Source organism: Acinetobacter sp. NIPH 2100, assembly GCF_000369805.1.
Lineage (GTDB): Bacteria > Pseudomonadota > Gammaproteobacteria > Pseudomonadales > Moraxellaceae > Acinetobacter.
In genome coordinates this window covers 2,750,172-2,775,238 of sequence record NZ_KB850224.1, presented here as the reverse complement: position 1 = coordinate 2,775,238, position 25,067 = coordinate 2,750,172, and the positions used below count along the sequence as shown (strand labels likewise).

The 25,067-nt window shown below is 41.0% G+C and carries 21 protein-coding genes and 1 tRNA gene; 12 read left to right on the top strand and 10 right to left on the bottom strand.

Annotation, left to right across the window (positions count from 1 at the left end):
• Positions 1–95 precede the first annotated feature (95 nt).
• The 7 genes from F887_RS05130 (at position 96) to F887_RS05160 (ending at position 11,154) form a co-directional block, all read left to right on the top strand.
• Positions 96–3,347: a LysM peptidoglycan-binding domain-containing protein gene (locus F887_RS05130; protein WP_005295841.1), complete on the top strand. Its 3,252-nt coding sequence runs from the start codon at positions 96–98 to the stop codon at positions 3,345–3,347.
• A gap of 6 nt (positions 3,348–3,353) precedes the next feature.
• On the top strand, positions 3,354–5,195 hold the full coding sequence (locus tag F887_RS05135) for an extracellular solute-binding protein (protein ID WP_005295839.1): 1,842 nt from the start codon (positions 3,354–3,356) through the stop codon (positions 5,193–5,195).
• Positions 5,196–5,491: 296 nt separating this feature from the next.
• Positions 5,492–6,562 (top strand): microcin C ABC transporter permease YejB, encoded by a 1,071-nt coding sequence (locus F887_RS05140; protein WP_005295837.1) that lies wholly within the window; start codon positions 5,492–5,494, stop codon positions 6,560–6,562.
• Complete coding sequence (locus F887_RS05145; RefSeq protein ID WP_032862952.1) at positions 6,562–7,572, top strand: ABC transporter permease; 1,011 nt, start codon at positions 6,562–6,564, stop codon at positions 7,570–7,572. The genes F887_RS05140 and F887_RS05145 overlap by 1 nt, the downstream gene beginning before the upstream one ends.
• Positions 7,550–9,145, top strand: coding sequence for an ABC transporter ATP-binding protein (locus F887_RS05150; RefSeq protein ID WP_005295833.1), 1,596 nt, complete (start codon positions 7,550–7,552; stop codon positions 9,143–9,145). Before F887_RS05145 ends, F887_RS05150 begins: the two co-directional genes overlap by 23 nt.
• 111 nt (positions 9,146–9,256) lie before the next feature.
• A complete protein-coding gene (locus F887_RS05155) occupies positions 9,257–10,501 on the top strand; it encodes an NADH:flavin oxidoreductase/NADH oxidase family protein (RefSeq protein ID WP_005295831.1) in 1,245 nt (414 codons plus the stop codon).
• 107 nt (positions 10,502–10,608) lie between these two features.
• Positions 10,609–11,154: a DUF2726 domain-containing protein gene (locus F887_RS05160; protein WP_005295829.1), complete on the top strand. Its 546-nt coding sequence runs from the start codon at positions 10,609–10,611 to the stop codon at positions 11,152–11,154.
• A 69-nt stretch (positions 11,155–11,223) separates the two neighbouring features.
• Here F887_RS05160 and F887_RS05165 read toward each other — a convergent pair.
• From F887_RS05165 to pyrC, 3 genes are all read right to left on the bottom strand, one after another.
• A tRNA-Glu gene (locus F887_RS05165) sits at positions 11,224–11,299 on the bottom strand.
• Positions 11,300–11,318: 19 nt separating this feature from the next.
• Positions 11,319–11,984, bottom strand: coding sequence for a ribonuclease T (gene rnt, locus F887_RS05170; RefSeq protein WP_032862950.1), 666 nt, complete (start codon positions 11,982–11,984; stop codon positions 11,319–11,321).
• Positions 11,969–13,003 (bottom strand): dihydroorotase, encoded by a 1,035-nt coding sequence (pyrC, locus tag F887_RS05175; protein WP_005295825.1) that lies wholly within the window; start codon positions 13,001–13,003, stop codon positions 11,969–11,971. The genes rnt and pyrC overlap by 16 nt, the downstream gene beginning before the upstream one ends.
• 163 nt (positions 13,004–13,166) lie before the next feature.
• Between pyrC and F887_RS05180 the strand changes: the two genes are divergently transcribed.
• Positions 13,167–14,438: a diguanylate cyclase gene (locus F887_RS05180; RefSeq protein WP_005295822.1), complete on the top strand. Its 1,272-nt coding sequence runs from the start codon at positions 13,167–13,169 to the stop codon at positions 14,436–14,438.
• 58 nt (positions 14,439–14,496) lie between these two features.
• Here the strand turns inward: F887_RS05180 and F887_RS05185 are convergent, their stop codons facing one another.
• On the bottom strand, positions 14,497–15,699 hold the full coding sequence (locus F887_RS05185) for a L,D-transpeptidase family protein (protein WP_005295820.1): 1,203 nt from the start codon (positions 15,697–15,699) through the stop codon (positions 14,497–14,499).
• A 200-nt stretch (positions 15,700–15,899) separates the two neighbouring features.
• Between F887_RS05185 and hemE the strand changes: the two genes are divergently transcribed.
• The 4 genes from hemE (at position 15,900) to F887_RS05205 (ending at position 20,429) form a co-directional block, all read left to right on the top strand.
• Positions 15,900–16,973 carry a uroporphyrinogen decarboxylase gene (gene hemE / locus F887_RS05190; protein WP_005295818.1) on the top strand — a complete coding sequence of 358 codons (1,074 nt, stop codon included), beginning with the start codon at positions 15,900–15,902 and terminating at the stop codon, positions 16,971–16,973.
• Positions 16,974–17,015: 42 nt separating this feature from the next.
• The gene (locus tag F887_RS05195) at positions 17,016–17,810 is read left to right on the top strand and encodes a DUF817 family protein (protein ID WP_005295816.1); all 795 of its coding nucleotides are present in this window, start codon (positions 17,016–17,018) and stop codon (positions 17,808–17,810) included.
• Between the two features lie 188 nt (positions 17,811–17,998).
• Positions 17,999–18,469, top strand: a complete 471-nt coding sequence (locus tag F887_RS05200; RefSeq protein WP_005295813.1) for a DUF3015 family protein — start codon at positions 17,999–18,001, stop codon at positions 18,467–18,469.
• A 79-nt stretch (positions 18,470–18,548) separates the two neighbouring features.
• Complete coding sequence (locus F887_RS05205) at positions 18,549–20,429, top strand: Lnb N-terminal periplasmic domain-containing protein (protein WP_005295811.1); 1,881 nt, start codon at positions 18,549–18,551, stop codon at positions 20,427–20,429.
• Positions 20,430–20,465: 36 nt separating this feature from the next.
• On the opposite strand, the gene F887_RS05210 is transcribed toward F887_RS05205, so the two are convergent.
• The 6 genes from F887_RS05210 to trpD form a co-directional block, all read right to left on the bottom strand.
• Positions 20,466–20,828 carry a cupin domain-containing protein gene (locus F887_RS05210; RefSeq protein ID WP_005295809.1) on the bottom strand — a complete coding sequence of 121 codons (363 nt, stop codon included), beginning with the start codon at positions 20,826–20,828 and terminating at the stop codon, positions 20,466–20,468.
• A gap of 14 nt (positions 20,829–20,842) precedes the next feature.
• A complete protein-coding gene (gene folE, locus F887_RS05215) occupies positions 20,843–21,391 on the bottom strand; it encodes a GTP cyclohydrolase I FolE (RefSeq protein WP_005202404.1) in 549 nt (182 codons plus the stop codon).
• Between the two features lie 91 nt (positions 21,392–21,482).
• Positions 21,483–22,172, bottom strand: coding sequence for a Smr/MutS family protein (locus tag F887_RS05220; RefSeq protein WP_005295806.1), 690 nt, complete (start codon positions 22,170–22,172; stop codon positions 21,483–21,485).
• A 167-nt stretch (positions 22,173–22,339) separates the two neighbouring features.
• Positions 22,340–22,777: a hypothetical protein gene (locus F887_RS05225; RefSeq protein ID WP_005295804.1), complete on the bottom strand. Its 438-nt coding sequence runs from the start codon at positions 22,775–22,777 to the stop codon at positions 22,340–22,342.
• A gap of 128 nt (positions 22,778–22,905) precedes the next feature.
• Positions 22,906–23,712: an indole-3-glycerol phosphate synthase TrpC gene (trpC, locus tag F887_RS05230; RefSeq protein ID WP_005295801.1), complete on the bottom strand. Its 807-nt coding sequence runs from the start codon at positions 23,710–23,712 to the stop codon at positions 22,906–22,908.
• Positions 23,713–23,721: 9 nt separating this feature from the next.
• Complete coding sequence (gene trpD, locus F887_RS05235; RefSeq protein WP_032863163.1) at positions 23,722–24,771, bottom strand: anthranilate phosphoribosyltransferase; 1,050 nt, start codon at positions 24,769–24,771, stop codon at positions 23,722–23,724.
• Positions 24,772–25,067: the final 296 nt, after the last annotated feature.

Here is a 25,067-nt window from a genome sequence, read left to right as displayed (position 1 = left end):
TGTTTGAGTCGTATGCGTCTATAACGCAATGCATGTTTAAATATCAATAGACCCTACTTAAGAAATAAACTAGCGTGAGTTGACTGGAAGTTTTTATGTATAAATCGAGCACATTGGTGTCGCAAACATCTGCAACATCATTATTCAAAATTACTGTACTCACTTCTGCTCTCGTTGCGTTGGGAATCACCACAGGTTGTTCTTCAACACCTCAATCAAGTAAAACTTCATCTTCAAAGCAAGTTGGTTCAGGTTATCTGGATGCAAGTAGTTTAGACTCACTTGAAGACTTACTCTCCGCAACAGATATGCGTGCGGTGGAAGGTGATCGTTTATTGGTTCTGAAACACGGTGATGTGTGGAAACGAATGACGGTTGGATTCAAGATGGATTTGAACCATTGGGATTCTCGTATTGAAGCACAACGTAGCTGGTTTATTTCTCGCCAACCTTATTTAGATCGTTTAAGTGCACGTGCCAGCCGTTATTTATACCACACTGTAAAAGAAGCTGAACGCCGTGGTATGCCGACAGAATTGGCATTACTGCCGATTATCGAAAGCTCTTATGACCCAGCAGCGACCAGTAGTGCAGCAGCAGCAGGTTTATGGCAGTTCATTCCAAGTACAGGACGTATTTATGGTTTGCAGCAGACCAGTCTCTATGATGGTCGTCGTGATGTCGTCGAGTCGACTCGTGCTGCGTATGAGTTTTTTGGTAGCTTATATAACCAGTTTGGTTCATGGGAACTTGCCTTAGCTGCGTATAATGCGGGACCGGGTCGTATTCAACAGGCGATTAACCGTAACCGTGCAGCAGGGTTACCCACAGATTACTGGTCATTGAAACTTCCACAAGAAACCATGAACTATGTTCCACGTTTCTTGGCCGTCGCGCAAATTATTAAAAACCCAGGCAATTATGGCGTGAGTTTACCGCCAATTGCCAACCGACCTCACTTTCGTGAAGTCAGTTTATCTGGACCTATGGAACTCAACCAGATTTCATCTATTACAGGTTTAAGTCGCGCTGAACTGTATGCATTGAACCCTGCATACCGTGGTGAAAGTGTTGATCCAATGAGTCCAATGCGGATTTTGATTCCAGCAGATTTAAGTCCTTCGATTGATGCAAAATTACGTTCTGGTAAAGCCAGTTCTGGTGGATTCTGGGCGAGCAATAAAACCCCACCTGCGATGAATAATAATCCCTTGAGTAGTTCAACGACGATTCGTACTACCACCAACAGTGGGCAAAGTATTACAACATCGACTGCAACACCACCCAATTTAACGGCAAGTAATACAACACGCCCAACCTCATCAATCAGTACCAGCAAAGTCAATACGCCTAGAGGTTCAGATGCATTGGCTTCATTTGCTGCGGGAGCAGATGTACCAAGTGCACCACGTATCCCTGTTGCGATTACGCCTGCTGCAAATGTTAAACCAGTAAAAATTGAGCCACCGATTTCATCTAAAGAACGTGAGCAAATTACCGCTGCAATCAAAGTAGAAGGTAAAAAAGAAACGGTTGCACAAGTTTTAGAGCCACAAGCGACTCAAGCTGAGAAAGATCAGGTTGTTGCAGAAATTAAGGCGATTGCACCAAAAGGCACAGAAATTGTTGATCCATTCGATGGCAAAATTAAATTGACGGCAATTCAAACCAGTCAATCGGTTGCTGATGAAAAAGGTCAAGAGGTCAGCCGCGGTTTCTCTTATCCAAAAAACTTGGTTGAAGATACTGCTACTGCAAACAGTGAAGATGCCAAACGCAACCAAGGTAAGCCATATATTAAAACGGATACCGATGTTGTGGTTGTTGCACCAAAAGGAAAGCGCAGTACCTATGTGGTACAGCCTGGCGATACTTTAGCGGTGATTGCGCAAAAAAATGGCGTGAACTGGCGTGATGTTGCCAAGTGGAACCAGATTGATCCAAATGGCACATTGTTCGTGGGCGCTAGCTTATATCTATATGATGCTAAACCAGAAGCACCGAAAGCTGCTGAAAAGCCAGAGAGCTATGTGGTACAGTCTGGCGATAGTTTGACTAACTTGGCTTCACGCTTTGATTTAAGTCTAAAACAGCTAGCGGATTATAATAATTTGTCTGTTACTGACGGTTTATTTGTTGGGCAAAAACTGACATTGATTGAACCGAAGAATAATAGCCGTACCACTCAGCAGACAGCACGTGTGACTGACAGTAAGGCAACTTCAACTCAAAAGGTTGCCACTAAATCTTATACGGTAAAGCGTGGCGAATATTTAAAGCTGATTGCTGATCGTTATGCATTGTCCAATCAGGAATTGGCGGATTTAACTTCTGGTTTAACGGCTAGCAGTAGCTTATTCGTAGGACAAAAAATCAATGTGCCATTACATGAGGTTTCTCAGACTCAGGAAACACCCGAGCCGACTAAAAGCAGTACAAAATACGAAAATGTAAGTGCATCGACCAGCTATAAAACTGAAAGTTATAGCGTACAGCGTGGTGATACCTTATCGAGTATTGCAACCAAGTCAAAGATTAGCTTGAGTGAATTGGCTGAACTGAATAACTTGAAGTCAAACAGCGGTGTGCGTTTAGGTCAGAGCTTAAAGATTCCAGCAGGTTCGACTGTACCTGACAGTTATGTAGTGCAGTCGGGGGATAGCTTGAATGCGATTGCAGCCAAGTACAATCTTCAACTCAGCTATATTGCCGATCTAAATGGTTTGGAACGTACATCGGGAGTCCGTGTTGGGCAGCGTTTGAAATTGACGGGTGATGCACCTGCAAAAACCACTGCAAGCAATACGAGTAAATCGAGAGAAGAAACTACGCCAGATATTTATACCGTTAAGTCTGGAGATACCTTAGGCAATATCGCCAGCCGTCATAATTTACAGCTCGATTATGTTGCAGGTTTAAATGGTTTAACACGTGGCAGTAGTGTCCGTATTGGTCAAAAGCTCAAATTGACAGGTGACTTACCTAAGGCTGAAACAGCAAAAGTAGAGAACAGTAGATCAACACCAAAAGCATCAGCTCCGAGTCGCAATACCGAGAAGTATGCGGTCAAAGCGGGCGAGTCTTTGAACAGTATTGCCAATCGTTTTGGAATGTCTGGACGTGAATTGGCTGAGTTAAATGATCTAAAAGCCAATGCAAGTCTGCAACGCGGTCAAAGCATTTCTGTTCCTAAAACAGTGAGTGAATACAAAGTAAAACGTGGTGATACGCTGATTGGTTTGGCAAGTCGCTATGGCTTAGATACTGGTGCGCTCGCGGAAATGAATGATTTAACGCCAAGCACCCAGTTACGTATCGGTGATGTGATTAAAGTACCTAACCTGTAATTGTAAATGATTCATTTAAATTCAATCCAAAGGCTTAGTCTATATGCTGGACTAAGCCTTTTTGCTCAGCTTTCATTTGCTGCCATGCAAACCACGCCGTATTTGGCGATGCATGTGCAGCCGAAATATACTCAGCTCAAAGCAATGCCTTATGCCAATGCAAATGCACCGAAGGGCGGTACACTGAGCCAATCCAGTTTGGGTACATTTGATAATTTAAACAGCATGAATGGCAAGGGCAGTTCAACGGAAGGTGTGAACTATCTGTTTGATAGTTTGATGGATCGTTCACTGGATGAACCGCGTGTCATGTATCCTCTGCTTGCTGAAAAAGTCAGTTATGATCCAGATCATCTGCAATCCGTTATTTTTCATTTAAACCCACAGGCGAAATTTAATAACGGTCAGCCTTTGACGGCAGAAGATGTCAAGTTTACCTTCGACACTTATCAGACCAAAGCCAATTTAGGCTTTCAAATGTATTTGTCAGATCTGGCTAAAACCGAAGTGTTATCGAAGCATCAAATTAAATTTATTTTTAAATCCAACAATAATGTGGAAATGCCATTGATTGTGGCAAGCCTGCCGATCTATTCGAAATTGGATTGGAAAAATAAAGATTTCAGCCGTGTGACCCTTCAACCGATAGTAGGTTCAGGCCCTTATGTGGTCGATCGCATCGATGCAGGGCGTAGTATTACTTATAAACGTAGTCCAAGCTATTGGGCCAAAGATTTGCCTGTGAATAAAGGTCGCTATAATTTTGATCGACTGAAGTATGTGTATTATCGAAATTTGGATGTGAGTTTTGAAGGGTTTAAATCGCGGCAATTCAATTTATATGAAGAAAAAAATATTCGTAATTGGGTCACAGCTTATAACTTTCCAGCAGCACAAGCTGGTTTAGTCAAAAAGTATAAAGCGCGGTTGGGAACTCCGCTTGATATTCAAAGTCTGGTGTTTAATATTCGCCGTTCGCCACTCAATGATATTCATCTACGTCAGGCATTGACCTATGCTTATGATTTTGAATGGCAGAATAAAGCCTTATTTTTTAATAAAAATCGACGTTTACAAAGTTATTTTGATAATACTGATTTAGCTGCAACTGGTCGACCCAGTGCCGCAGAACTCAAGGTGTTAAAGCCATATTTGCGGCAACTGCATCCGATTATGCAACAAGGCATTTTAGCCGATTGGCATTACCCCGTTTCTGATGCCAGTGGTTTTAATCGACAGAATTTATTGACGGCACAAAAAATCTTGAAAGATGCTGGCTATGTGGTTCGTAACGGTAAATTGTATAATCATGCAGGCAAAGTTATTCAAATTGAACTGTTGATGCAACAAGAGAATCCACAACGTGAACTGATGCCGTTTGTTCGCAATTTGAATCGTTTGGGGATTCAAGTTCAGCTCAGACAGGTCGATGTACCACAGTATATGGAACGGATTCGCCATCAAGATTTTGATATGATGGTACTGAAATTGCCGCAGACCTTAACACCTGGCAAGGAACAAGCTCAGTTTTGGGGCAGCGCAGCAGCAGATGAGGCGGGGAATTATAACTATTCGGGGATCAAGAGTCCTGCAATTGATCAGATGATAGAGAAAATTGTGGCGGCCAAAAGCCGTGAAGAGGTGGTGTTATATACCCGTGCACTCGATCGGTTATTGCGTGCGGGTTATTATCAAATCTTGACTTATGGCAAGCCAGAGCGCTGGTTTGCCTATTGGGATATTTATCAACAGCCTCAAATCAAGCCCAAGCTTTCTGTGGGCTGGGAATATTGGTGGGTGGATGCAGATAAGTCTAAGAAACAGGAGCAGTCTATACAAAAGCATTAATTAGAATGGTTTTGACTAGCGTTTGATGAAGTCGTTAGATTAATATAACGGGGTCTTACCGAGTTCTCATCTTAATTTCAAGATAAGCTTTCAGCTGGAGTTACTTTGGTTTTGCCCAAAGTAACCAAAGGCATTGTCATCCACAAAACCTGTTTACTTATTGGACCTCTTTTATTATTTCGCAAAAACATTATCTTGTTTAAAACACGCAGGTTGTGGATGACGTTTCCGCGTATTTTATCTCATGTTAGATTTTATAAAAACTTAGTAAATAAATTAATAAGGGTTCGACTTCAATGGTTCACTATATTCTAAAAAGAATGTTATTGATGATCCCGACATTATTTTTCATTTTATTGATTAATTTTTGCATTGTGCAAATTGCACCAGGTGGGCCTGTGGAACAGGCCATGCAACAGATCCAAAATGCCCAAGGTTTGGGGGCAGGAAATAGTACACAGTCTAGTCTGAGTACATTGGCGCAGTATGAAGGCGCACGTGGTATAAGTCCTGAGATGATTGAAAAGATCAAAGTACAGTATGGTTTTGATCGCCCTGCACACCAACGTTTTTGGTTGATGTTGAAAGGCTATTTGAGCCTTGATTTTGGCACCAGTTTTTTCAAAGATAAACCTGTTACTCAACTCTTGTACGAAAAGCTCCCTGTGACCTTGTCTTTGGGGCTGTGGAGTACTTTTCTCATTTATTTGATTGCAATACCGCTTGGGATTAAAAAAGCCAAAAATAAAGGCTTGCTGTTTGATCAGTCCACATCCTTATTGCTGGCGGTGAGCTATGCCATTCCATCTTTTGTTTTTGCAATTGTATTGATTGTTTTCTTTGCTGGTGGCAGTTATTTACAATGGTTTCCTTTACAGGGGCTGGTGTCTGAGAACTTTGCACAGCTCAGTTTGCTTGGCAAAGTCAAAGATTATCTTTGGCACATGTGTTTGCCAATCATAAGCATGGTGCTCGGTAGCTTTGCAGCGTTGACTTATCTGACGAAGTATTCATTTGTTGAAGAACTACAAAAGCCCTATGTGCTGACTGCTCGCAGTAAAGGATTAAATGACAATCAGATACTCTATGGACATGTTTTTCGTAATGCGATTTTAGTGGTTGTTGCGGCTTTACCAGAAGCACTGGTTGGCATTTTCTTTGTTGGCAATTTATTTATCGAGATCATTTTTAATTTAGATGGCATTGGCTTATTAGGTTTTGAGGCCATTAGCCAGCGTGATTATCCTGTTATTTTTGGCACCTTATTTTTATTTACCTTATTTGGCATGATGCTACGCTTAATCGGTGATCTGCTGTATCAAGTGATTGACCCTCGTATTGATTTTGAATCCAGAGGTGGAAAATGATGTCACCTTTGATGCGCGCACGCTTTGAACGTTTTAAGCAAAATAAACTGGGTTTCAGTTGCCTGATTGTTTTTTTTGCTATTTTTGTTTTGTCGTTGTTTGCAGAATTGATTGCCAATGATAAGCCGTTGCTGGTTCGTTATCAGCATGCATTGTATTTCCCCGTTTTAAAAGATTATCCAGAAACGACTTTTGGTGGCCAGTTTGAAACAGCGACAGATTATCAAGATCCAGCAGTAAAACAATTGATTCAGCATCACGGGTGGATGATTTCACCCCCCGTGGCTTTTTCTTATCAAACCCCAAATCTCACATTGGCTGTACCTGTTCCTTCAGCACCAAGCCCACAAAATTGGTTAGGCACTGATGATCAAGGTCGCGATGTCTTTGCCCGAATCCTGTATGGTCTGCGGATTTCCCTGTTATTTGGTTTTGCCTTAACACTGTGTTCTGCTGTGCTAGGCATCATTGTTGGGGCAATACAGGGCTATTATGGTGGCTGGGTTGATTTGATCGGACAACGTATTTTAGAGGTATGGGGCGGTTTACCGATGTTGCTCATCGTGATGATTTTAGTCAGCATGTTCAGTCCGAGTGTGTATTGGCTATTTTTAATCATGTTGCTGTTTGGTTGGACTGAGCTCGTGGGTTTGGTACGTGCCGAATTTTTACGTGCCCGAAACTTTGATTATGTTAGAGCTGCCCAAGCTTTGGGCGTGAGTGATCATAAAATTATCTTCAAGCATATTTTGCCAAATGCAACCAGCTCAAGCCTGTCGCAAATTCCATTTATGTTGACCGCAAATATTATTGCACTTACCGCACTGGACTTTTTAGGCTATGGTTTGCCGCCTGATGCTGCGTCATTGGGAGAATTATTATTACAGGGTAAAAATAATCTAGATGCGCCGTGGCTTGTGCTGTCTGGTTTTTTTACTTTGGCGATCGTTCTTTCTTTATTGATTTATATTGGGGAGGCCGCACGTGATGCATTTGACCCAAGACGATAACAAGATTCAGCAAACACCTTTATTGAAAGTTCAGCAACTCAGTATCGACAATGAAACAGGACAAAGCCTAGTTAAAGATTTGAGCTTTGACTTATATCCTGAACAGACTGTTGCGCTTGTAGGCGAAAGTGGTTCGGGTAAGTCGATGAGTGCTTTGGCTCTGCTAGGTTTATTACCTGACAATCTAAAAGTGCAGGGTAAGATTGAGCTAGAAGGCCTGAATCTTTTGGCTTTGGATCAGCCGAAATTGCAGCGCATTCGCGGCAAACGCATTGCCATGATTTTTCAGGAGCCTCTGACTGCATTAAACCCGCTACATTCAGTTGAAAAAATAATTGGGGAGAGTTTTTATCTGCAAGGTGATGCTAAAACTGAGATTCAGCAAAAAGTATTGGCCTTGTTGCAAGATGTAGGAATGGTAGAGGCTGAGCACGTTTTAAAATGCTATCCACATGAACTGTCTGGCGGGCAGCGACAACGTGTTCTGATTGCAATGGTATTGGCATTAGAACCCGATATTCTAATCGCGGATGAGCCGACCACTGCTTTAGATGTGCTATTGCAAGCACAGATTTTGGAGCGATTAAAAAGCATACAGCAGCAGCGTAAGATGGCGATGATTTTCATCAGTCACGATCTCAATCTTGTGAAACGTTATGCTGACCATGTATTGGTGCTTAATCAAGGTGAGCTTGAGGAACAAGGGCCGAGCGCTGAAATTTTTGCACGTCCCCAGTCGGTTTATACGCAAAGTTTGCTTAATCATGATTTTGGACAAGCCTTGGTTTTACCCCTGGCTGAAACATTACTTGAGTTGAACAAAGTCACCGTTAAATATCCCATCAAACATGGTGTGTTGAATCGGGTCACTGCGTATCAGATTGCGACTGAATCGGTGAGCTTGAGTTTGATGCAAGGTGAAGCCTTAGGGGTTGTGGGAGAAAGTGGTTCTGGTAAATCTTCATTGGCTTTGGCTATTGCACGTCTAATCGCCAGTGAAGGTGAAATCTATTTTCAAGCGCAAGATATAAATCAACTGGATCAAAAGCAGCTACGTCCATTACGTCGTGAGATTCAAATTGTATTCCAAGACCCATTTGGTAGTTTAAATCCACGCTTGTCAGTCGAACAGATTATTGCAGAAGGGCTGAGCCTTCATTCCATTTCAAAACAGCAATGCGAAGTAGAAATTGCCGAAGTTCTCGCAAAAGTTGAATTACCTGTGGATATTAGACACACATATCCACATCAACTTTCTGGTGGACAGCGACAAAGGGTTGCATTGGCAAGAGCATTGATTTTGAAACCGAAGTTGATCATTTTGGACGAACCGACTTCTGCCTTAGACCGTACAACACAATTGGCGATTATTCAGTTATTGCGTCGATTGCAGCAACAAGAGCAGATGAGTTATGTGTTTATCAGTCATGACTTACAAGTCATAAAAGCACTGTGTCAAAAAGTGCTGGTGATGCATCAGGGCAAAGCCTTGGAATATCAAGCAACAGCGCTTTTATTTAGCCAGCCTCAGACGGAATATACCTGTCAGTTGATTTCTGCGAGTGAATATTAGCATTGTAATTAAATTGACATATGCTATTGTCAGTTCATCGGAAGAACGCTTGACAGTAACAATAATCAGATTAAATTAGAGCAAATACTCTAATTGTAGCAGAGGATGACCATGAGTCAGATTGCAGACAATATCCAGATTCGGAACACCACATTTAAAAATCGTATTATCAAAGGGGCGATGAGTGAAGCGCTTGCGAATGATGCAGGTCAACCGAATGATTTACTGATTGGTTTATATGAAGCTTGGGCTAAAGGTGGTTTAGGTTGTGCTATTACTGGAAATGTGATGGTCAACATTGGGGCCAAGAATGAGCCAGGTGTGGTTGCGATTGAAACTGAACGTGATTTGGAAAAATTAAAGCAATGGGCCGCTGTGGGTAAAAAACACGGTATGGTGCAATTGATTCAATTATCACATCCTGGTCGCCAATGTCCAAAAGGTCTAAATAAAGAAACAGTTGCGCCTTCGGCTGTGCCTTTTAGCCCAATGCTGGCTGCAATGTTTGGAACGCCACGTGAACTTCAGCATGAAGAAATCCTAGATATTATTCAACGTTTTGCAACAGCTGCGGCAGTTTGTGAAAAAGCAGGTTTTGAAGGTGTACAATTCCATGGTGCACATGGTTATTTGATCAGCCAATTTTTATCACCACTGACCAATAAGCGTGCAGACCAATGGGGCGGTTTAATCGAGAATCGTATGCGCTTCTTGCTTGAAATCTATAAAGCTGTGCGTGCAGTAACATCTGAAAATTTCATTATTTCGGTAAAACTGAATTCTGCAGACTTCCAACGCGGCGGGATTACTGAAGAAGATGTGATTACTGTTTTTAAAGCGATTGATGCTGCTGGTGTTGATATTATTGAAATTTCTGGCGGAACTTATGAAGCACCAGCAATGGCAGGGGCGAAGGCAGAAAAACGTAAGGCCAGTACCATTGCACGTGAGGCTTATTTCCTGGAATTTGCAGAGAAAATTCGCCAACATGTTTCATGTAAGTTGATGGTTACAGGTGGTTTCAGGACTGTGGAGGGCATGAATGCAGCCTTGGCCAGTGGCGCATGTGATTTTATTGGGATTGCCCGTCCTTTAGCGGTTGAGGTTGATTTACCTGAACGCCTAATTGCAGGTCATGATGTTCGTTATGCTGTGAATCAAATCAAAACAGGTATTCCATTTGTAGATAAAATGGCGATTATGGAAATTATTTGGTATGCAGCACAGTTCAAAGCGATTGGGCAAGGCAAAAAACCAAATCCAAAATTATCACCTTTGTTGGTATTCCTAAACTATGCGAAAGGGAATATCAAAGCGGTGGTGAAAGGTCGAGTCAATTCACGTAAATCTGCATAATATTTTAAGGACTCTTCGGAGTCCTTTTTATTTTTAATCAATAACGTCGTAGTAGAATTCTTTTAATAATTACATTTAAAATGTTCTTTTTATTGAGGGGAATATTTATGACGTGGATAATTATTTTAATTGTTATATTTTTCATTGCGGTTTTAGTTTTAGGAAATGCGAAGAAAGGAAAGAATGGTGCTGCGCGTAATCCGATTAAGGGTAAACGTATTTTAACCATGAATGAACAACCCACTTTCTTGAGATTAAGAGAAGCATTACCGGAGCATATTGTTTTGGCACAAGTTTCGTTTAGTGCATTTATGACAGCCCAAGGTTATTCCACTAGGAATTTATTTAACCGTAAAGTTGCTGATTTTGTTGTATTAGATAAACAGTTCAATATTGTGGCTATTGTTGAACTTGATGACTCATCTCATAAAGGGAAAGAAGATAAAGATGCTGATAGAGATGGTTTAATCATTGAAGCAGGACATCGAATCATTCGCTATCAAAGAACACCAGATATCGATCAAGTTAAAAAAGATTTTGGAATAATTTGTATAGAAACCACAACAATTGAATCTGAAACACCAGATAAAACTAGTCTGGTCTCAGAGGCCTTTATTTTTGAAACTGAATCAAATGAACAAAAAACACTTTGATTGTTATAGGAAATATTTTAATTAAATAAAAAAGCCACTGTCTAAACGATGCAGTGGCTTTTTAGAATTTGGCGTCCCTACGGGGATTCGAACCCCGGTTACCGCCGTGAAAGGGCGATGTCCTAGGCCTCTAGACGATAGGGACTTCTTGAGGTGGGTGTATATTAGGGTTCTGTCACCAAACTGTCAAGAAGGTGAGGAGACAGTTTGTTCAAAATATAGCAAAACAGTTCAGCCGTCTTCTGTGTATCGTACAATGCAGAGTGTGCTTCTTTACCATCAAACTCGATTCCAGCCTGAATACATGCACGAGCCAAGACTGTTTGACCAAACATGACCGCACTGAGTGTCACGGTATCAAACACCGAAAAGCTGTGAAATGGATTTTGATTTTTTGTTCCTGTACGTGCAATCGCTGCTTGCAAGAATCCCAAATCAAAGTGTGCATTGTGACCCACCAACACGGCATGGGTACAATGCTGAGCTTTACGGACTTCAGTCAATGATTTGAAAATACGACGTAAAGCACTGCGTTCATCTTCAGCCATTGCTACACGCATTGGATTAAATGGATCGATACCAATAAAATCCAAGGAACGACGGTCTAAATTCGCACCTTCGAAAGGATTGATATGTGCCTGAAATGATGGGCCTGGTACAAATTGTCCATCTTCATCATAAACGATTGGAATACACGCAATTTCGAGTAGGGCATCGGTTTGCGAATTAAAACCTGCTGTTTCTACGTCGACAACAACAGGTAAGAATCCACGAAAACGTTGTCCGATCACAGGGGCTTTATTTTCTTCTTGGGTCACACTTTTCTCCAATGCAAGGTTTTACCTGCATGAAGTGGGATGATTTTTTGGCCATCAAGATAGTCAAGAGATTCAGCGACAGTAATGTCTTCTTTGACCAAGGTAATGGTTGAGGTATTACGTGGCAAGCCATAGAAGTCTGCGCCAAATAAACTTGCGAAGCCTTCTAAACGTTCTAATTTACCTACTTGATCAAAGGCTTGTGCATAAAGCTCAATGGCATTTGGCGCACTGTAACAACCCGCACATCCACAAGCATTTTCTTTGGCATCTTGCGAGTGAGGTGCACTGTCTGTACCCAAGAAGAATTTTGGATTACCACTGGTTGCAACTTCTAATAAGGTGGTTTGGTGCGTTTGACGCTTTAAAATTGGCAAGCAATAGAAATGCGGTTTGACACCACCCACCAACATATCATTACGGTTGAATAATAAATGTTGTGGGGTAATGGTTGCTGCAACATTACGATCTTGTTCGAGCACAAAATTAGCCGCATCGCTTGTTGTAATGTGTTCTAACACGACTTTTAACTGTGGGAACTGTTTCAGTAGCGGCGACAGCACTTCATCCAAGAAGCGTTTTTCACGGTCAAAAATATCGACGTGATTATGCGTGACTTCACCATGAAGCAGTAAAGGAACTTGATGTTCTTCAAGTTGTTCAATGACTGCATACACCTTGCGAATATCGCTTACACCATTATCCGAGTTGGTGGTTGCACCAGCTGGATAAAGCTTAATTGCATTGACGAACTCAGATGCCTTAATTTTACGAACTTCATCTGGAGAAGTGTGATCGGTAAAATACAGCACCATGCGCGGGTCAAAATTCAACCCTTCTGGAACATGAGCAAGAATACGCTCGCGATAGGCTAAAGCTTCTTCTACAGTTTTGACGGGCGGAACAAGATTGGGCATACAAATTGCGCGGGCAAATTGTTTGGCTAAATCAGGGACAGTACGTTTTAAAGCTAAACCGTCACGCAGGTGTGCGTGCCAATCATCGGGTTGTAAAAGTGTAAGAGTATTCAAGGTCTACTTCAAACTTAAAAATAATACAAATAATAATGCATAAAGTGTGAAAATGGTAACTACAATTACGGATAAGTGGTTAAGCAAAGCGCATGACAAAACGAGAAATTATGTTATTTTTTATGCGGCACAAAAATAGTGCAGTATAAAAAGAGTATATGGGATGGACAACGGCTATGATCTTGATCAATTGCGGAGGTCAAAAGAAGACCTAGAGCAGCTTGTTGCCCAACATTCTAAGTCCAAAAGCGCACATCAAACTTTACCGCAAAAATTAGAAAATGAATTTTGGAAATTCAATGTTGACCGAACGCGTCTCAACGCGATTCAGTTCTTTGGTCAAGGTGTCATTACCTATACCATTTTTGTTCTCCTGATTTTGCCTTCTAATTTTGTCGTGATTCACGGAAGTGAACATTTTGTCTCTGATTTTATCTATAGCATTCTCAGTTTGATTGTTGTCGGGATTGCACTGTTCTTATTTTGGGCATTCTCTCGGTTTAAAAAACTCAATCCTTTATTTTATCCTGCTGCCTGTATCATTGTTTTCTTGACCATTGTTTTGACGTCAATTTTGATGATCAGTGTTTCTAATCTGGTTCTGCAAAATCAAGCGATGGTCTTGATTGCTTTTCTTTATATGTTGGGCTTTATCCTCAGTGGAATTCGTCCATTGCATATGCTGTGGATTGGTTCGTTTGCTGCAATTGCCATTCTGTTTCTTTTGTATTGGTTCGATAATCCTAGTGATTTTCTCATGATCGGACGCACATTGATTGGAAGCTTGCTGCTGGGTTTCTCGATCAGTGTCATGTTGACTTCTAAAGAGCGGAAAATCTTTATAAAGTCAAAAATTTCAGAAATTGATGAGCAGATTCTACGGATCCAAGCCTCTGAGCTGCTGCATTTAAGTCAGCATGATGAACTGACCAATGTCTCGAATCGACGTACTTTTGAAGAGATGTGCACCTATTATTATGAGGTCGCTTGCAAAGAGCGAAAGTCGCTCTCAGTTCTGTTTATCGATATTGATTATTTCAAAAACTACAATGATTTTTATGGGCATCAAATGGGAGATCAGGTGATCTCAGCCATTGCCAAGACCATCAAAAGTTCAATCCGACACATGGACTTTATTGCACGTTATGGTGGGGAGGAGTTTGTGGTGCTCTTACCAGAGACCTCAGCTCAGGGGGCCTATGCAGTTGCAACCAATATTTACCGAGCAATTGACCGATTAATGATTCCACACGACAAATCATTGGTGTCTAATCATGTCACGATTAGCTTGGGAATTACGGTTTTTAATGGGAATTCGAGAATTAGCCAAGACCTTTTGATCCATACAGCAGATAAGGCGTTATATCGGGCAAAGCAGTTAGGGCGTAATCAAATTTACTATCAGCCTTTGCCGAATATAGAAGAAAATATTTAGCATTAAAAAAACCGAATATCTGTGAAGACATTCGGTTTTTTGACTTGAATAATCTAAATTATTCTAAGAATTTTACAGTTACACCTGAACGTACTTTAGCACCTAAGTCATTCGCATCCCAGTTGGTCAAACGGATACAACCGTGTGATGCTGTCTTAGAAATTAAAGATGGGTTTGGCGTACCATGAATACCGAAAGATTTTTTGCTTAAACCAATCCAGATGTTACCAACGGGTGCATTCGGGCCAGGTGGTAGAGAAAGTGGTTTAAGATTTTTACCTTGCACAAAGTTAGATGGTGAATAACTATACCAAGGGTTTTTTGCAACGCCGACTACTTTATAAGTACCTTGTGGAGAAGGCGTGTCAGTACTGCCAATTGTTGCAGGAAATGACGCAATCATTTGATTACGACTGTTGAATAAATAAAGTTGTCTTGCACCTTTATGTGCAACAATTAAATGAATATCTTCTGGTAGGTCATTGCGAACATTGGCAACAATGATCTTTTCACCCGCTTTTTTGAAACTTGCATTTGGGTTGAGTTGCTTAAGGAAGCGCTCATCCATATGGAATTTCTCACCTAACATCTCTGTTACGCGGGTGTAATACAAACCTTTCATTTTTGCTTGTAGTGCATAGTCTGAAGGAATTGAATCAGCATATGGACCTTTTAGGTCAGCATCGGTAATGGTGTACTCAACATAGGCAGGCTTGGTTTGCTTTGCAATCAAGGCATCCCATGTTTCTTTGGTTAACTGACCAGTTGGGGTTAAACCATTCATTTGCTGGAATGATGCAATCGCTTTTAGCGTATTTTTACCATTTGAACCATCAATTGCACCTGGTGATGCATGTGCATTGTTTAACATCACATGAGCACGTGCATAGGCAGGTTGTTGTCCTTTTGGTAAGGCTTCTGGCCACTCCGCAGCATTGATTGCATCCATTGTCCAAGAGGCAGGAACGGCAGGAGCAGTCGTTGTGGTTTTCGCTTCAGGTGCATTTTCTAATTGTTGCGATACAACAGATGCGGCACCTGTATTTACTTGTGGCTCAGATGCTGCTGTTGCGGCAACGCTCGAAGCTGGTTGTGCAGCAACGGTTGACGCAGCACGGTCAACCGCTAAAGGATCAATTGGATCTTGTACTGCAGCTGAGATTTTTTTGGGGTTTAATGGTTGCTCAGTTGTCGGAGCGGCAAAAGCAACATTAGCAAGAATACAACTTAAACTCATAGCGAGTAATGAGCGAACAAACATGTAATTCAACCTTAAGAATTATTCATATTGGGATATAAGATGTTGCAAGTATTACAGAAAATAATGCAGCTTGCAGTAGCAGTTTTGTGTAAAAGCGAAATTTATTTTTGAAGACTGGCGTATGCTGTGTAATTGGAATTATAAATTCTGAGTCAACTTTGCTATTATGCGGCCTACGCGAGAAAATTTAGAGATTGGTCATGACAACGTTGAAAAATGATCGTTTTTTACGAGCTTTATTACGTGAACCTGTAGACACCACACCTGTCTGGATGATGCGTCAAGCAGGGCGTTATTTACCAGAATATCGTGAAACTCGTGCGCAGGCAGGTGATTTCTTATCGCTATGCAAAAATACTGAATTTGCCTGTGAAGTGACTTTACAGCCTTTACGCCGTTATGAACTCGATGCTGCGATTTTATTTTCTGACATTTTAACAGTGCCTGATGCTTTAGGCTTGGGTTTGTACTTTGAAACGGGCGAAGGCCCAAAGTTTCATAAAACAGTACGTACCGAACATGATGTTGCGAACTTGCCAAAACTCAATGCCAAGTCTGATCTTGCTTATGTGATGAATGCAGTATCGACCATTCGTTCAGCTTTAAATGGCCAAGTTCCTTTGATTGGTTTCTCTGGAAGTCCGTGGACTTTAGCGACCTACATGGTGGAAGGTGGCTCAAGCAAAGAGTTTCGTTTCCTCAAAAATATGATGTACTCACAGCCAGAAGTGTTGCATGCATTACTGGATCATTTGGCTGACTCAGTGATCGATTACCTGAATGCGCAAATCGATGCAGGTGCTCAAGCGATTCAGATTTTTGATAGTTGGGGCGGTGCATTGGCACATCGAGAATATGTTGAATTCTCATTGAATTATATGACCAAAATTATTGCGGGTCTTCAACGTGAAAAAGATGGTCGACGTATTCCAATTATTGTGTTTACCAAAGGTGGCGGTCAGTGGTTGGAAGCCATGTTGACGACTGGTGCTGATGCGTTTGGATTGGATTGGACTACACCGCTTTATACCGCACGGGATGTGGTGGCAGGTCGCGCTGCCTTACAAGGCAATTTAGATCCAGCCGTACTTTATGGTTCAGCAGCTTCGATTGAAAAATCAGTCAAAGCAATGCTGGATGACGCCTACGCCAACGGTGAGAAGACGGGCTATATCGCCAACTTAGGTCATGGTATTACCCAATGGGTTGATCCAGCGCAACCTAAGATCTTTGTTGATACTGTTCATGAGTACAGTGCGAAATATTTAGGCTGATATCATTCGCTTATCCCCAATAAATAGGTTAGGACCAATTTCGTGCAGTTGATTGTATTACCACTCAATTTTCTCACTAAGGCAGCTTCGGCTGCCTTATTTGGATTACTTCTTTTAATTGCATTTGCAGTTACTGCACCGATGGGGAGCCATGAATATTGGGGCTTCTTCCGTTATGATTATTTGTTGTTTTATGCCTTACTGATTCAGCTTTGTCTGCTTTATTTAAAACTTGAGTCATGGGCTGAAGCAAAGGTCATTGCTTTATTTCATCTCATGGCAATGGGAATGGAAGTTTTCCTTACCCATCCAGCCATTGCTTCGTGGCAATACCCACAACCAGCTGTTTTTAAGTTATATACAGTCCCGTTATTTGCAGGATTTATGTATTCGGCAGTGGGAAGTTTCTTTGCTCGATCTTTGCGACTGTATAAGGTTTCTTTCGAAAATTTACCAAAATTTAGCAATATGCTGTGTTTGGCGGTTTTATCTTATTTAAATTTTATGACCAAATTTTTTATTCCTGATATTCGCGTTGCCTTATTTATCTGGAGTGCGCTCATTTTCTGGAAGACTAAACTTCATTTTCAACTGCAACAACATCATTTTAAAGTTCCTATGCTGCCGATTTTATTGCTCTTGGCATTCTTGATCTGGATTGCAGAAAATATTAGTACTTTTTATCAAATCTGGTTGTACCCAAGCCAAGTCGATGCATGGCATATGGTCGGTTGGGGCAAGTTAGGTTCTTGGTATCTCTTATTACTACTTAGCTTGGTCTTGGTATTAAAAATTTTGGGCACACGTGATAAAAACGGATATTGGCAATTAAATTAAGCTGTTTATCGTTCTTTTAACAGACCTTATCTTTCATTCAATTAGGTTATGAATATTTCAGATATATTTCAAAATTTATTTGCTAAAACAGCCTAAGGTCGTTATTTTAACTCCTGTGTAAGAAGAATTACACAACACAATAGTGATAACAAATAGTTAAGTATAATTTTATGCTGGAGATCGTTCCTATGTTAAAGAAAATTGCCTTAGCCGCTTTATTAGCTGCTGGTTCAACTGTTGCAATGGCTGACAACGATGTTGGTTGTGGTGTTGGTACTCAAGTTTGGGCAGGTAAAAAAGGTGTTGCGCCAAAAATTCTAGCTGCAACAACCAATGGTATCTTTACGAACCAATTACTCGGTATTACTTTTGGTACTTTAGGATGCCGTCAAGGTGGTACAGTAACAGCGCAAGTAGTGACATTCACCAATGAAAATGCTGAATCTTTAGCACGTGATATGTCAGTTGGCCAAGGCGAAAGCTTAAATGTGCTTGCAGAGTTAATGCAAATTAAAGCCAATGATAAAGCACGTTTCTTTGCTGTATCTAAAGCAAACTTTGCTGAAATTTATTCAAGCAAAAATGCAAACTCACTTCAAGTTTTAGATGCGTTACAAAGCGTGATGGCAAAAGACGCCGTGCTTAAAGCATACGTTTAATTTATTGCCTGATAAAACCCTGTCTTGATGGCAGGGTTTTCTTATACCTATTCTGATTATTTTAAAAAATTGCGATTGAATGAAATTAGCTACTTTTGTATTTGCGTCTTTGATGTGTCATTTTGCACATGCCTCGGTTGAATCTGATTTACAGAAGTATTTAGATCTTGCTCAACAAAAACAATTAGATCAGCAAACCACATGGCAACGCTTGATGTATGCCGATCAAAAACAAAACAGTGAAGTCACTTATGCTGGCTATTTTTATGCCAAAGATGGCAAAACAAATTTAAAGAGTGAATTACAAGCAGATATTAAAGCCTTATTTGTTGAAGCTGCCGATAATCAATCAATTCGTTGTAAATTTCCCGCACGTAGCCGTTGGTTGATGCAGCAACTCAGCATTGATGTACAACAACTTCCAAAAGTGAATTGCGTCGAATTTGACGATTGGATAAATCAAATCAAGCCACATAAAGCCACGTTGATTTACGCAACAGACTTTATGGGCAATCCGAGTTCGATGTTTGGGCATACTTTGCTGCGTCTAGACCCTAAAGATCAGAAGCAACTCAATTTGGTTTCCTATGCGGTAAATTACGCCGCAACTGTTAAAGGTGATGATAACTGGTCCTATGCTTGGAAGGGCTTAACAGGGCAGTATCCTGGTGAATATTCACTAATGCCGTATTATCGTAAGGTGAAAGAATATGGTGATTTTGAAAGCCGTGACTTGTGGGAATACGAGCTTAATCTAACACCCGAAGAAACCCGCTTTTTGGTTGAACATATTTGGGAAATGCAGCATGTGAGTTTTCCTTATTATTTCGTTAGTGATAATTGTGCTTATCGTCTATTGGGCCTGATTGATTTGGTGCGTCCAAATTTAAACTTAAAACAGCAGTTTAATTATGCTGCGATTCCAATTGAAACCTTGAAAGCGGTCGATCAGCAGGATCTGGTTAAAGAAGTGGTCTACCGTCCTGCCTTGGAAACACAACTGCTTTCGCAGGCCAAACAGCATGGTACACAACTGGCTAAAGTTGCCCACCAAGTTGCTTTTACCGAGACTGACCAAGTTCAACCCATTTTAAAAACCTATACTCAGCAAGATCAGGCCAAGATTTTAGAAATGGCTTATGATGATTTATATCTACAATATATCAGTCATAAAGTAGATGCAGATTTTGCCCAACCGCAATTACGTCAGCTACTCGCTCAGCGTAGTCAGATCGATGTTGATAAACAGCGTCAAGAACCCATACGCCCGAAAAGGCAGCCTGTAGAAGGGCATCATGCACGTAATTTGTCAGTGAATGTAGGTGAGGTGCAAGGACAAAAGTTTGTGGAGCTGGGTCATCGCCAGGCCTATCATGATTTGATTGATCCACAAGGGGGGTATCGCACAGGCACACAATTACTGTTTTTAGATGGTAGTCTGCAGTATCGTGATGACAAGCTCAAGCTCGAACATTTAGATCTATTATCGGTGAATTCTTATAATCCAGTTCAACCTTTTAAATCGCCGTTAACTTGGGGTTTTAATCTCGGTTGGAAACAGGAAGCGATTGAAAATGGGCAGTTTAGTGAAGATGCGCAACATGGCGTGATGAGTCTGAATATGCAAGTTGGTTATAGCGTGGCAGATTATGATCGTCGGCATTTGTGTTATGCCCAACTACAAAGTCATATTCAAGGTGGAAAAAATTTAGATCAAAGCTGGCGCGTTGGTGCAGGTCCCACAGTTGGTTGTATGAATCTGTGGACGGACAATATTAATAGTGTGGTGCAGGTGGAATTGCCGTATTGGCAAGATCAGAGTCAGTGGAATTTAAGAGTCGGTACACAGCTTCAATATAGTCTGAATACAAATCATGCTGTGCGTCTGAATTGGGATTTTGAACAACAAGATCATAAAGACTGGAATAAAGTAGGTTTAGGCTATGTTCTGTTTTTTTAGATAAGATGTCGTTCGGATCAGGCCAATTCCCAGTATTTAGACTTCAACGATGACGTAGTATTTTTTAACCGCTTCAATCACCTCGAATGTCCCGAAAAATGCGGGAGGGATAATCCCTGCATGGCCAGCAGTGACTTCAATAAAAGTATTGGTCTTTGCATCATGGATACGTACAATCCCTTCAATGACTTGAAAGAACTCTTGTTTATTCTCAGCGAATTGAATATTCCAAGCACCAATCTCACATTGCCAAATGCCGCAGTCCATATGTGGATGTTCATATAAACTATAGGTTAAACGTTCAGGATTACCTCGCACCAGACGATCGGGACGAGGATAATCAATACTGGCTTCACCTTGAACTAAATCACCAAAACCTGCTAACTGAACAGATGACATCTATGCTGCTCAGCTTAATAATTTTCAGGAACGGCGCTTAAGAACTCACGACGTACATCTTTGTCAGTTTTAAAATCACCAACAAAAGAAACAGTACGTGTGGTTGACTCTTGCTTACCCACACCGCGCATCATCATGCACATATGAGCAGAATCAATCACAACCGCAACACCACGTGCTTGAGTCACTTCAGCAACTGCTTCAGCAATTTGCTGCGTCAGGTTCTCTTGAACTTGGAGACGACGCGCAAACATTTCTGTAATGCGTGCAAATTTCGATAAACCTAAAACTTGACCTTCAGGTAAATATGCAATGTGGACACGACCATAGAATGGCAGCAGGTGGTGTTCACACAGCGAATAAAATTCAATATTTTTGACCAATACCATTTCATGGTTATCGGAAGGGAAGAGCGCGCTATTTGTAACTTCTTCAAGCGTTTTGCTATAGCCAGAAGTTAAAAAAGAAAAAGCTTTAGCCGCACGCATTGGCGTATCTTTTAAGCCCGGGCGATTTAGGTCTTCGCCAACGGCAGTTAAGATATTTGCGTACGATTGCTGCATAGACATAACAATGTTCACTTAGGTGGGTTGAACAAAAACGGCAATTGTATCAGAAAACGATTGGAAATCTTAGTTTTGATAAAAATGCCGATTACTGTTTGTACTTAGGGTTCTTTTCGGCACGTTTGAGCAGGACTAAAACCGCTCCTGTACCTCCTTGATTTTCAGGTGCGCTGACGAAAGCAAGCACATCACGATGCTGTCTGAGCCAACCGTTGACATAGGTTTTTAAAATTGCTTCAGGACCTTTGCCATGCACAATTTTAACCACATTCTGATTTTCGTCTTTTGCCATTTGGAGCACTTGTAAAACAGCAGCTCGTGCTTGTTCAACAGTACAACCATGCAGATCGACTGCTTCGAACCAGCGGATTTTACCTGCTTTCAAGTCTTCAAATACTTTGTGCTGTAAGGTTGCAATGCGGTAGCTTAAAGTCGCTTGGCTTGCAACAGGATTTAAGATCGCTTGAGTATCTGAAATCTCTGTGAGCTCTTGTTCAGTTCCACCTTCCGCAGCAGCACGTTTTGCTAAGGTTTGGGCATCGACTTTTTTACGACGCGCAACTCGAGTATCGGCAATATTTTGATTGTCGATTGGCTTTACCCCTAAAAGGGCTTTTTTAAAAAGCTCTGTATCTTCCAACTCTTCAGCAACAGCTTGAGTCTTTTTTGACTCGGCTTGTTTCGCAACAGCGCTAGACTGTGGGTTGGAGATTTGCTTTTTAAAGGCTTTCAGTAAATTAAACTGATCTTTAGAAAGCGATGAATCATGTTTACTCATAATTTTAGAAAACAGGCAAGATAGCAGAGAGGCGTAAAATTATAGTCTGAAACCGTGATGATTTGAACTGAATTGCATTCATCAGAGGGTGTGGATTTTAAAATCGTGAGAAATTACTCAAAATAGAGGAGAGCAAATTCATTTAGCTTGTTTATGGAAACGCTTATCTATAATAACTGAGTTTCAGAGGCTGTTAGAATCTTTGTAATTCTTGATTGATTTAAATCTTTATTTTTAAAACGATCATAGCGTTCAAAGCAGATATGCTGATTCGCTTGAACGCGAGGCAAAGTGTTATCAAAGTCAAAATAACGAATATAACCCGATTGATCCATAACAATCGCCAGTCGCTCGAAATGACCTCCTCCTCGTTTTGGAAATTTTTTGTATTGTTCTACAACACCACATTCTTCAGTTTTGATGTAGGTCTTTGCGGGAGATAAATACATTGCGATACCAATCAGAATGCATCCAGGAATGATCGTAAAGTAGTAAAAAACTCTTGGATCTTTCAATCTCTGAATTTTTTCGTAGAAAAATAGATGGCTATAAATTGGAAAGCCGACTAGAAAGATTAGTCCTAGGATGAATAAAAAATTACGCATATTGTTCCATCAGTTTTAATCTTTTAGTATTTTGGAATTCTGATTTTTATTACTTATTAAGCGCTTATGTTTGGTTCTAGCGTCATTTTAAAGGTCCAAGGTAAAATCTCACCTTGAACCTTATTTACTTAAATTTGTTCAGGCTGCCCAAACAATGCATTAAATGCTTGATCGGGGCGAGGTTGCTTCATAAAACTTTCACCGACAAGGAAAGTATGAATATCATTGGTTTGCATCATTTCTACATCAGCAGGTGTGGCAATTCCACTTTCTGTGACTAAAACACGAGAAGCAGGCAATAATTTCTTTAAACGCAATGAGGTATTTAAATCAACATCAAAGGTTTTAAGATTACGGTTATTCACACCCAAAATGCATTGTTCAGAAAGTTTTAAAGCACGCTCTAACTCATATTCATCATGCACTTCAACCAACACATCAAGCTGATGTTCAAAAGCGGTTTTTGACATTTCTTCCAGCTGTTGATCTGATAAACATGCCACGATTAGTAAAATACAATCCGCATGCAGCGCACGTGCTTCAACTACATTATAAGGATCAATCAAAAAATCTTTACGTAAAGCTGGTAGGGCACAGTGGTTACGTGCGATTGCAATATTTTCATCCGCGCCTTGGAAGAAATCCACATCCGTTAATACGGACAAGCAGGCAGCCCCTGCCTGCTCATACTGTTGGGCAATTTCAGCAGGATTAAAATCTGCACGAATGATGCCTTTAGACGGTGATGCTTTTTTAATTTCAGCAATCACGGCTGGGCGCTTGTGCTGTAGGGCATTGGCAAAGCCACGGACGGGAGTCGCTTCATTTGCCCACTGTTCAACATCATGCAAGCTACGTTGTTTTAAACGTGCTGCAAGCTCCTCATGTTTGCGGTCAACAATTTTACCTAAAATGGTATTTTGAATATCGATCATGAGAAGTCCTTAGTCTGCCTGATATTGTTTCAATGTCTTGGTAAATTCAGCCAAGATACTCATTTTTTCTAGCGCTTGTCCGCCATAAAGAATATCTTGAGCCAACTCAACGGCTTGTTTATAGGTTTTGGTAATGCCTGCGACGTAAATGCCTGCACCTGCATTCAGTGCAATCATATTTGCTGCTTTTTCACCAACGTCTGATTTGTCCCGACTTAAAGCATCTTTAATCAGTTTTAAGCTTTCTTCTGAACTATTCACCACTAAGCCGGTGAGGGTTTGAGAAGCGATACCGACGTCTTCTGGGGTCAAGGTCCATTCGGTAATTTCGCCATCTTTAAGCTCAGCCACAGCGGTTGGTGCAGCTAGGCTAATTTCATCTAGGCCATCTTTGGAATGTACAACCAATACATGAATTGCACCGAGCTGTTTGAGTACTTCGGCAATTGGACGGCATAATTCATCTGAGAATACGCCAATCACAAAACGATTCACGCCAGCCGGATTGGTCAAAGGGCCAAGTAAGTTGAAAATGCTGCGGATGCCTAATTCACGACGGGGTGCCACTGCATATTTCATGGCTTTATGATGATTTGGTGCAAACAGGAAACCAACGCCCATTTCGCGGATACAGCGTTCAGTTTGCTGCATGTCTAAATCAAGTTGAATGCCAATCTGTTCAAGTACATCAGAAGAACCTGATTTACTGGATACGCCACGGTTACCATGTTTAGCAATGGTTGCTCCCGCAGCTGCAATCACAAAACTTGAAGCGGTTGAAACATTAAATAAGTTTTGACCATCGCCACCCGTACCCACGATATCGACGAGATGAGGAATATCACTGACATCAATTTTAATTGCGAATTCACGCATGATACGTGCGGCAGCTGTAATTTCATCAATACTTTCACCCTTCATGCGCAAGCCCATCATCAGCGCACCAATTTGTGCATCAGTGGCTTCACCTTGCATGATACTGCGCATGACATCTTCCATTTGTGGCTGGGTCAGATGGATGTTCTTGGTAATATTATTGAGTGCCTGTTGGATATTCATAGTCATGAGTTACAGCATTTAATGATTAAAAAATTTGGATGAAAGTGGTTGATGATGAAGGATAGCTCAGCTTATTGGTGAGGTGTATGCCACCCGCTAAAGGGCTATGTTAGCAGAAAATAACGCAAGATTTAGGTTGTGGCTAGAGAGTTTTTAAAATTTAACCCGTTTAAGTCGGTTGATAAATTTATGGTTGGGAGTGATTGAATGAAAAAGGTATTATTTTATGAGGGGTTTATTTGAGTTTTTATGATAAATAATCAACCATTTGGTATATCTGATTCGCACATATCTCT

Bases quoted from the DNA above. Each gene is read 5' to 3' on its own strand.
- F887_RS05135 (WP_005295839.1), top strand. From the start codon at position 3,354: ATGATTCATTTAAATTCAATCCAAAGGCTTAGTCTATATGCTGGACTA.
- F887_RS05145 (WP_032862952.1), top strand. From the start codon at position 6,562: ATGTCACCTTTGATGCGCGCACGCTTTGAACGTTTTAAGCAAAATAAA.
- F887_RS05225 (WP_005295804.1), bottom strand. From the start codon at position 22,777: ATGCGTAATTTTTTATTCATCCTAGGACTAATCTTTCTAGTCGGCTTT.
- trpD (WP_032863163.1), bottom strand. From the start codon at position 24,771: ATGAATATCCAACAGGCACTCAATAATATTACCAAGAACATCCATCTG.
- F887_RS05150 (WP_005295833.1), top strand. From the start codon at position 7,550: ATGCATTTGACCCAAGACGATAACAAGATTCAGCAAACACCTTTATTG.
- F887_RS05130 (WP_005295841.1), top strand. From the start codon at position 96: ATGTATAAATCGAGCACATTGGTGTCGCAAACATCTGCAACATCATTA.
- F887_RS05205 (WP_005295811.1), top strand. From the start codon at position 18,549: ATGAAATTAGCTACTTTTGTATTTGCGTCTTTGATGTGTCATTTTGCA.
- F887_RS05155 (WP_005295831.1), top strand. From the start codon at position 9,257: ATGAGTCAGATTGCAGACAATATCCAGATTCGGAACACCACATTTAAA.
- F887_RS05140 (WP_005295837.1), top strand. From the start codon at position 5,492: ATGGTTCACTATATTCTAAAAAGAATGTTATTGATGATCCCGACATTA.
- trpC (WP_005295801.1), bottom strand. From the start codon at position 23,712: ATGATCGATATTCAAAATACCATTTTAGGTAAAATTGTTGACCGCAAA.
- F887_RS05180 (WP_005295822.1), top strand. From the start codon at position 13,167: ATGGACAACGGCTATGATCTTGATCAATTGCGGAGGTCAAAAGAAGAC.
- hemE (WP_005295818.1), top strand. From the start codon at position 15,900: ATGACAACGTTGAAAAATGATCGTTTTTTACGAGCTTTATTACGTGAA.
- F887_RS05200 (WP_005295813.1), top strand. From the start codon at position 17,999: ATGTTAAAGAAAATTGCCTTAGCCGCTTTATTAGCTGCTGGTTCAACT.
- F887_RS05220 (WP_005295806.1), bottom strand. From the start codon at position 22,172: ATGAGTAAACATGATTCATCGCTTTCTAAAGATCAGTTTAATTTACTG.
- F887_RS05160 (WP_005295829.1), top strand. From the start codon at position 10,609: ATGACGTGGATAATTATTTTAATTGTTATATTTTTCATTGCGGTTTTA.
- F887_RS05210 (WP_005295809.1), bottom strand. From the start codon at position 20,828: ATGTCATCTGTTCAGTTAGCAGGTTTTGGTGATTTAGTTCAAGGTGAA.
- folE (WP_005202404.1), bottom strand. From the start codon at position 21,391: ATGCAGCAATCGTACGCAAATATCTTAACTGCCGTTGGCGAAGACCTA.
- F887_RS05185 (WP_005295820.1), bottom strand. From the start codon at position 15,699: ATGTTTGTTCGCTCATTACTCGCTATGAGTTTAAGTTGTATTCTTGCT.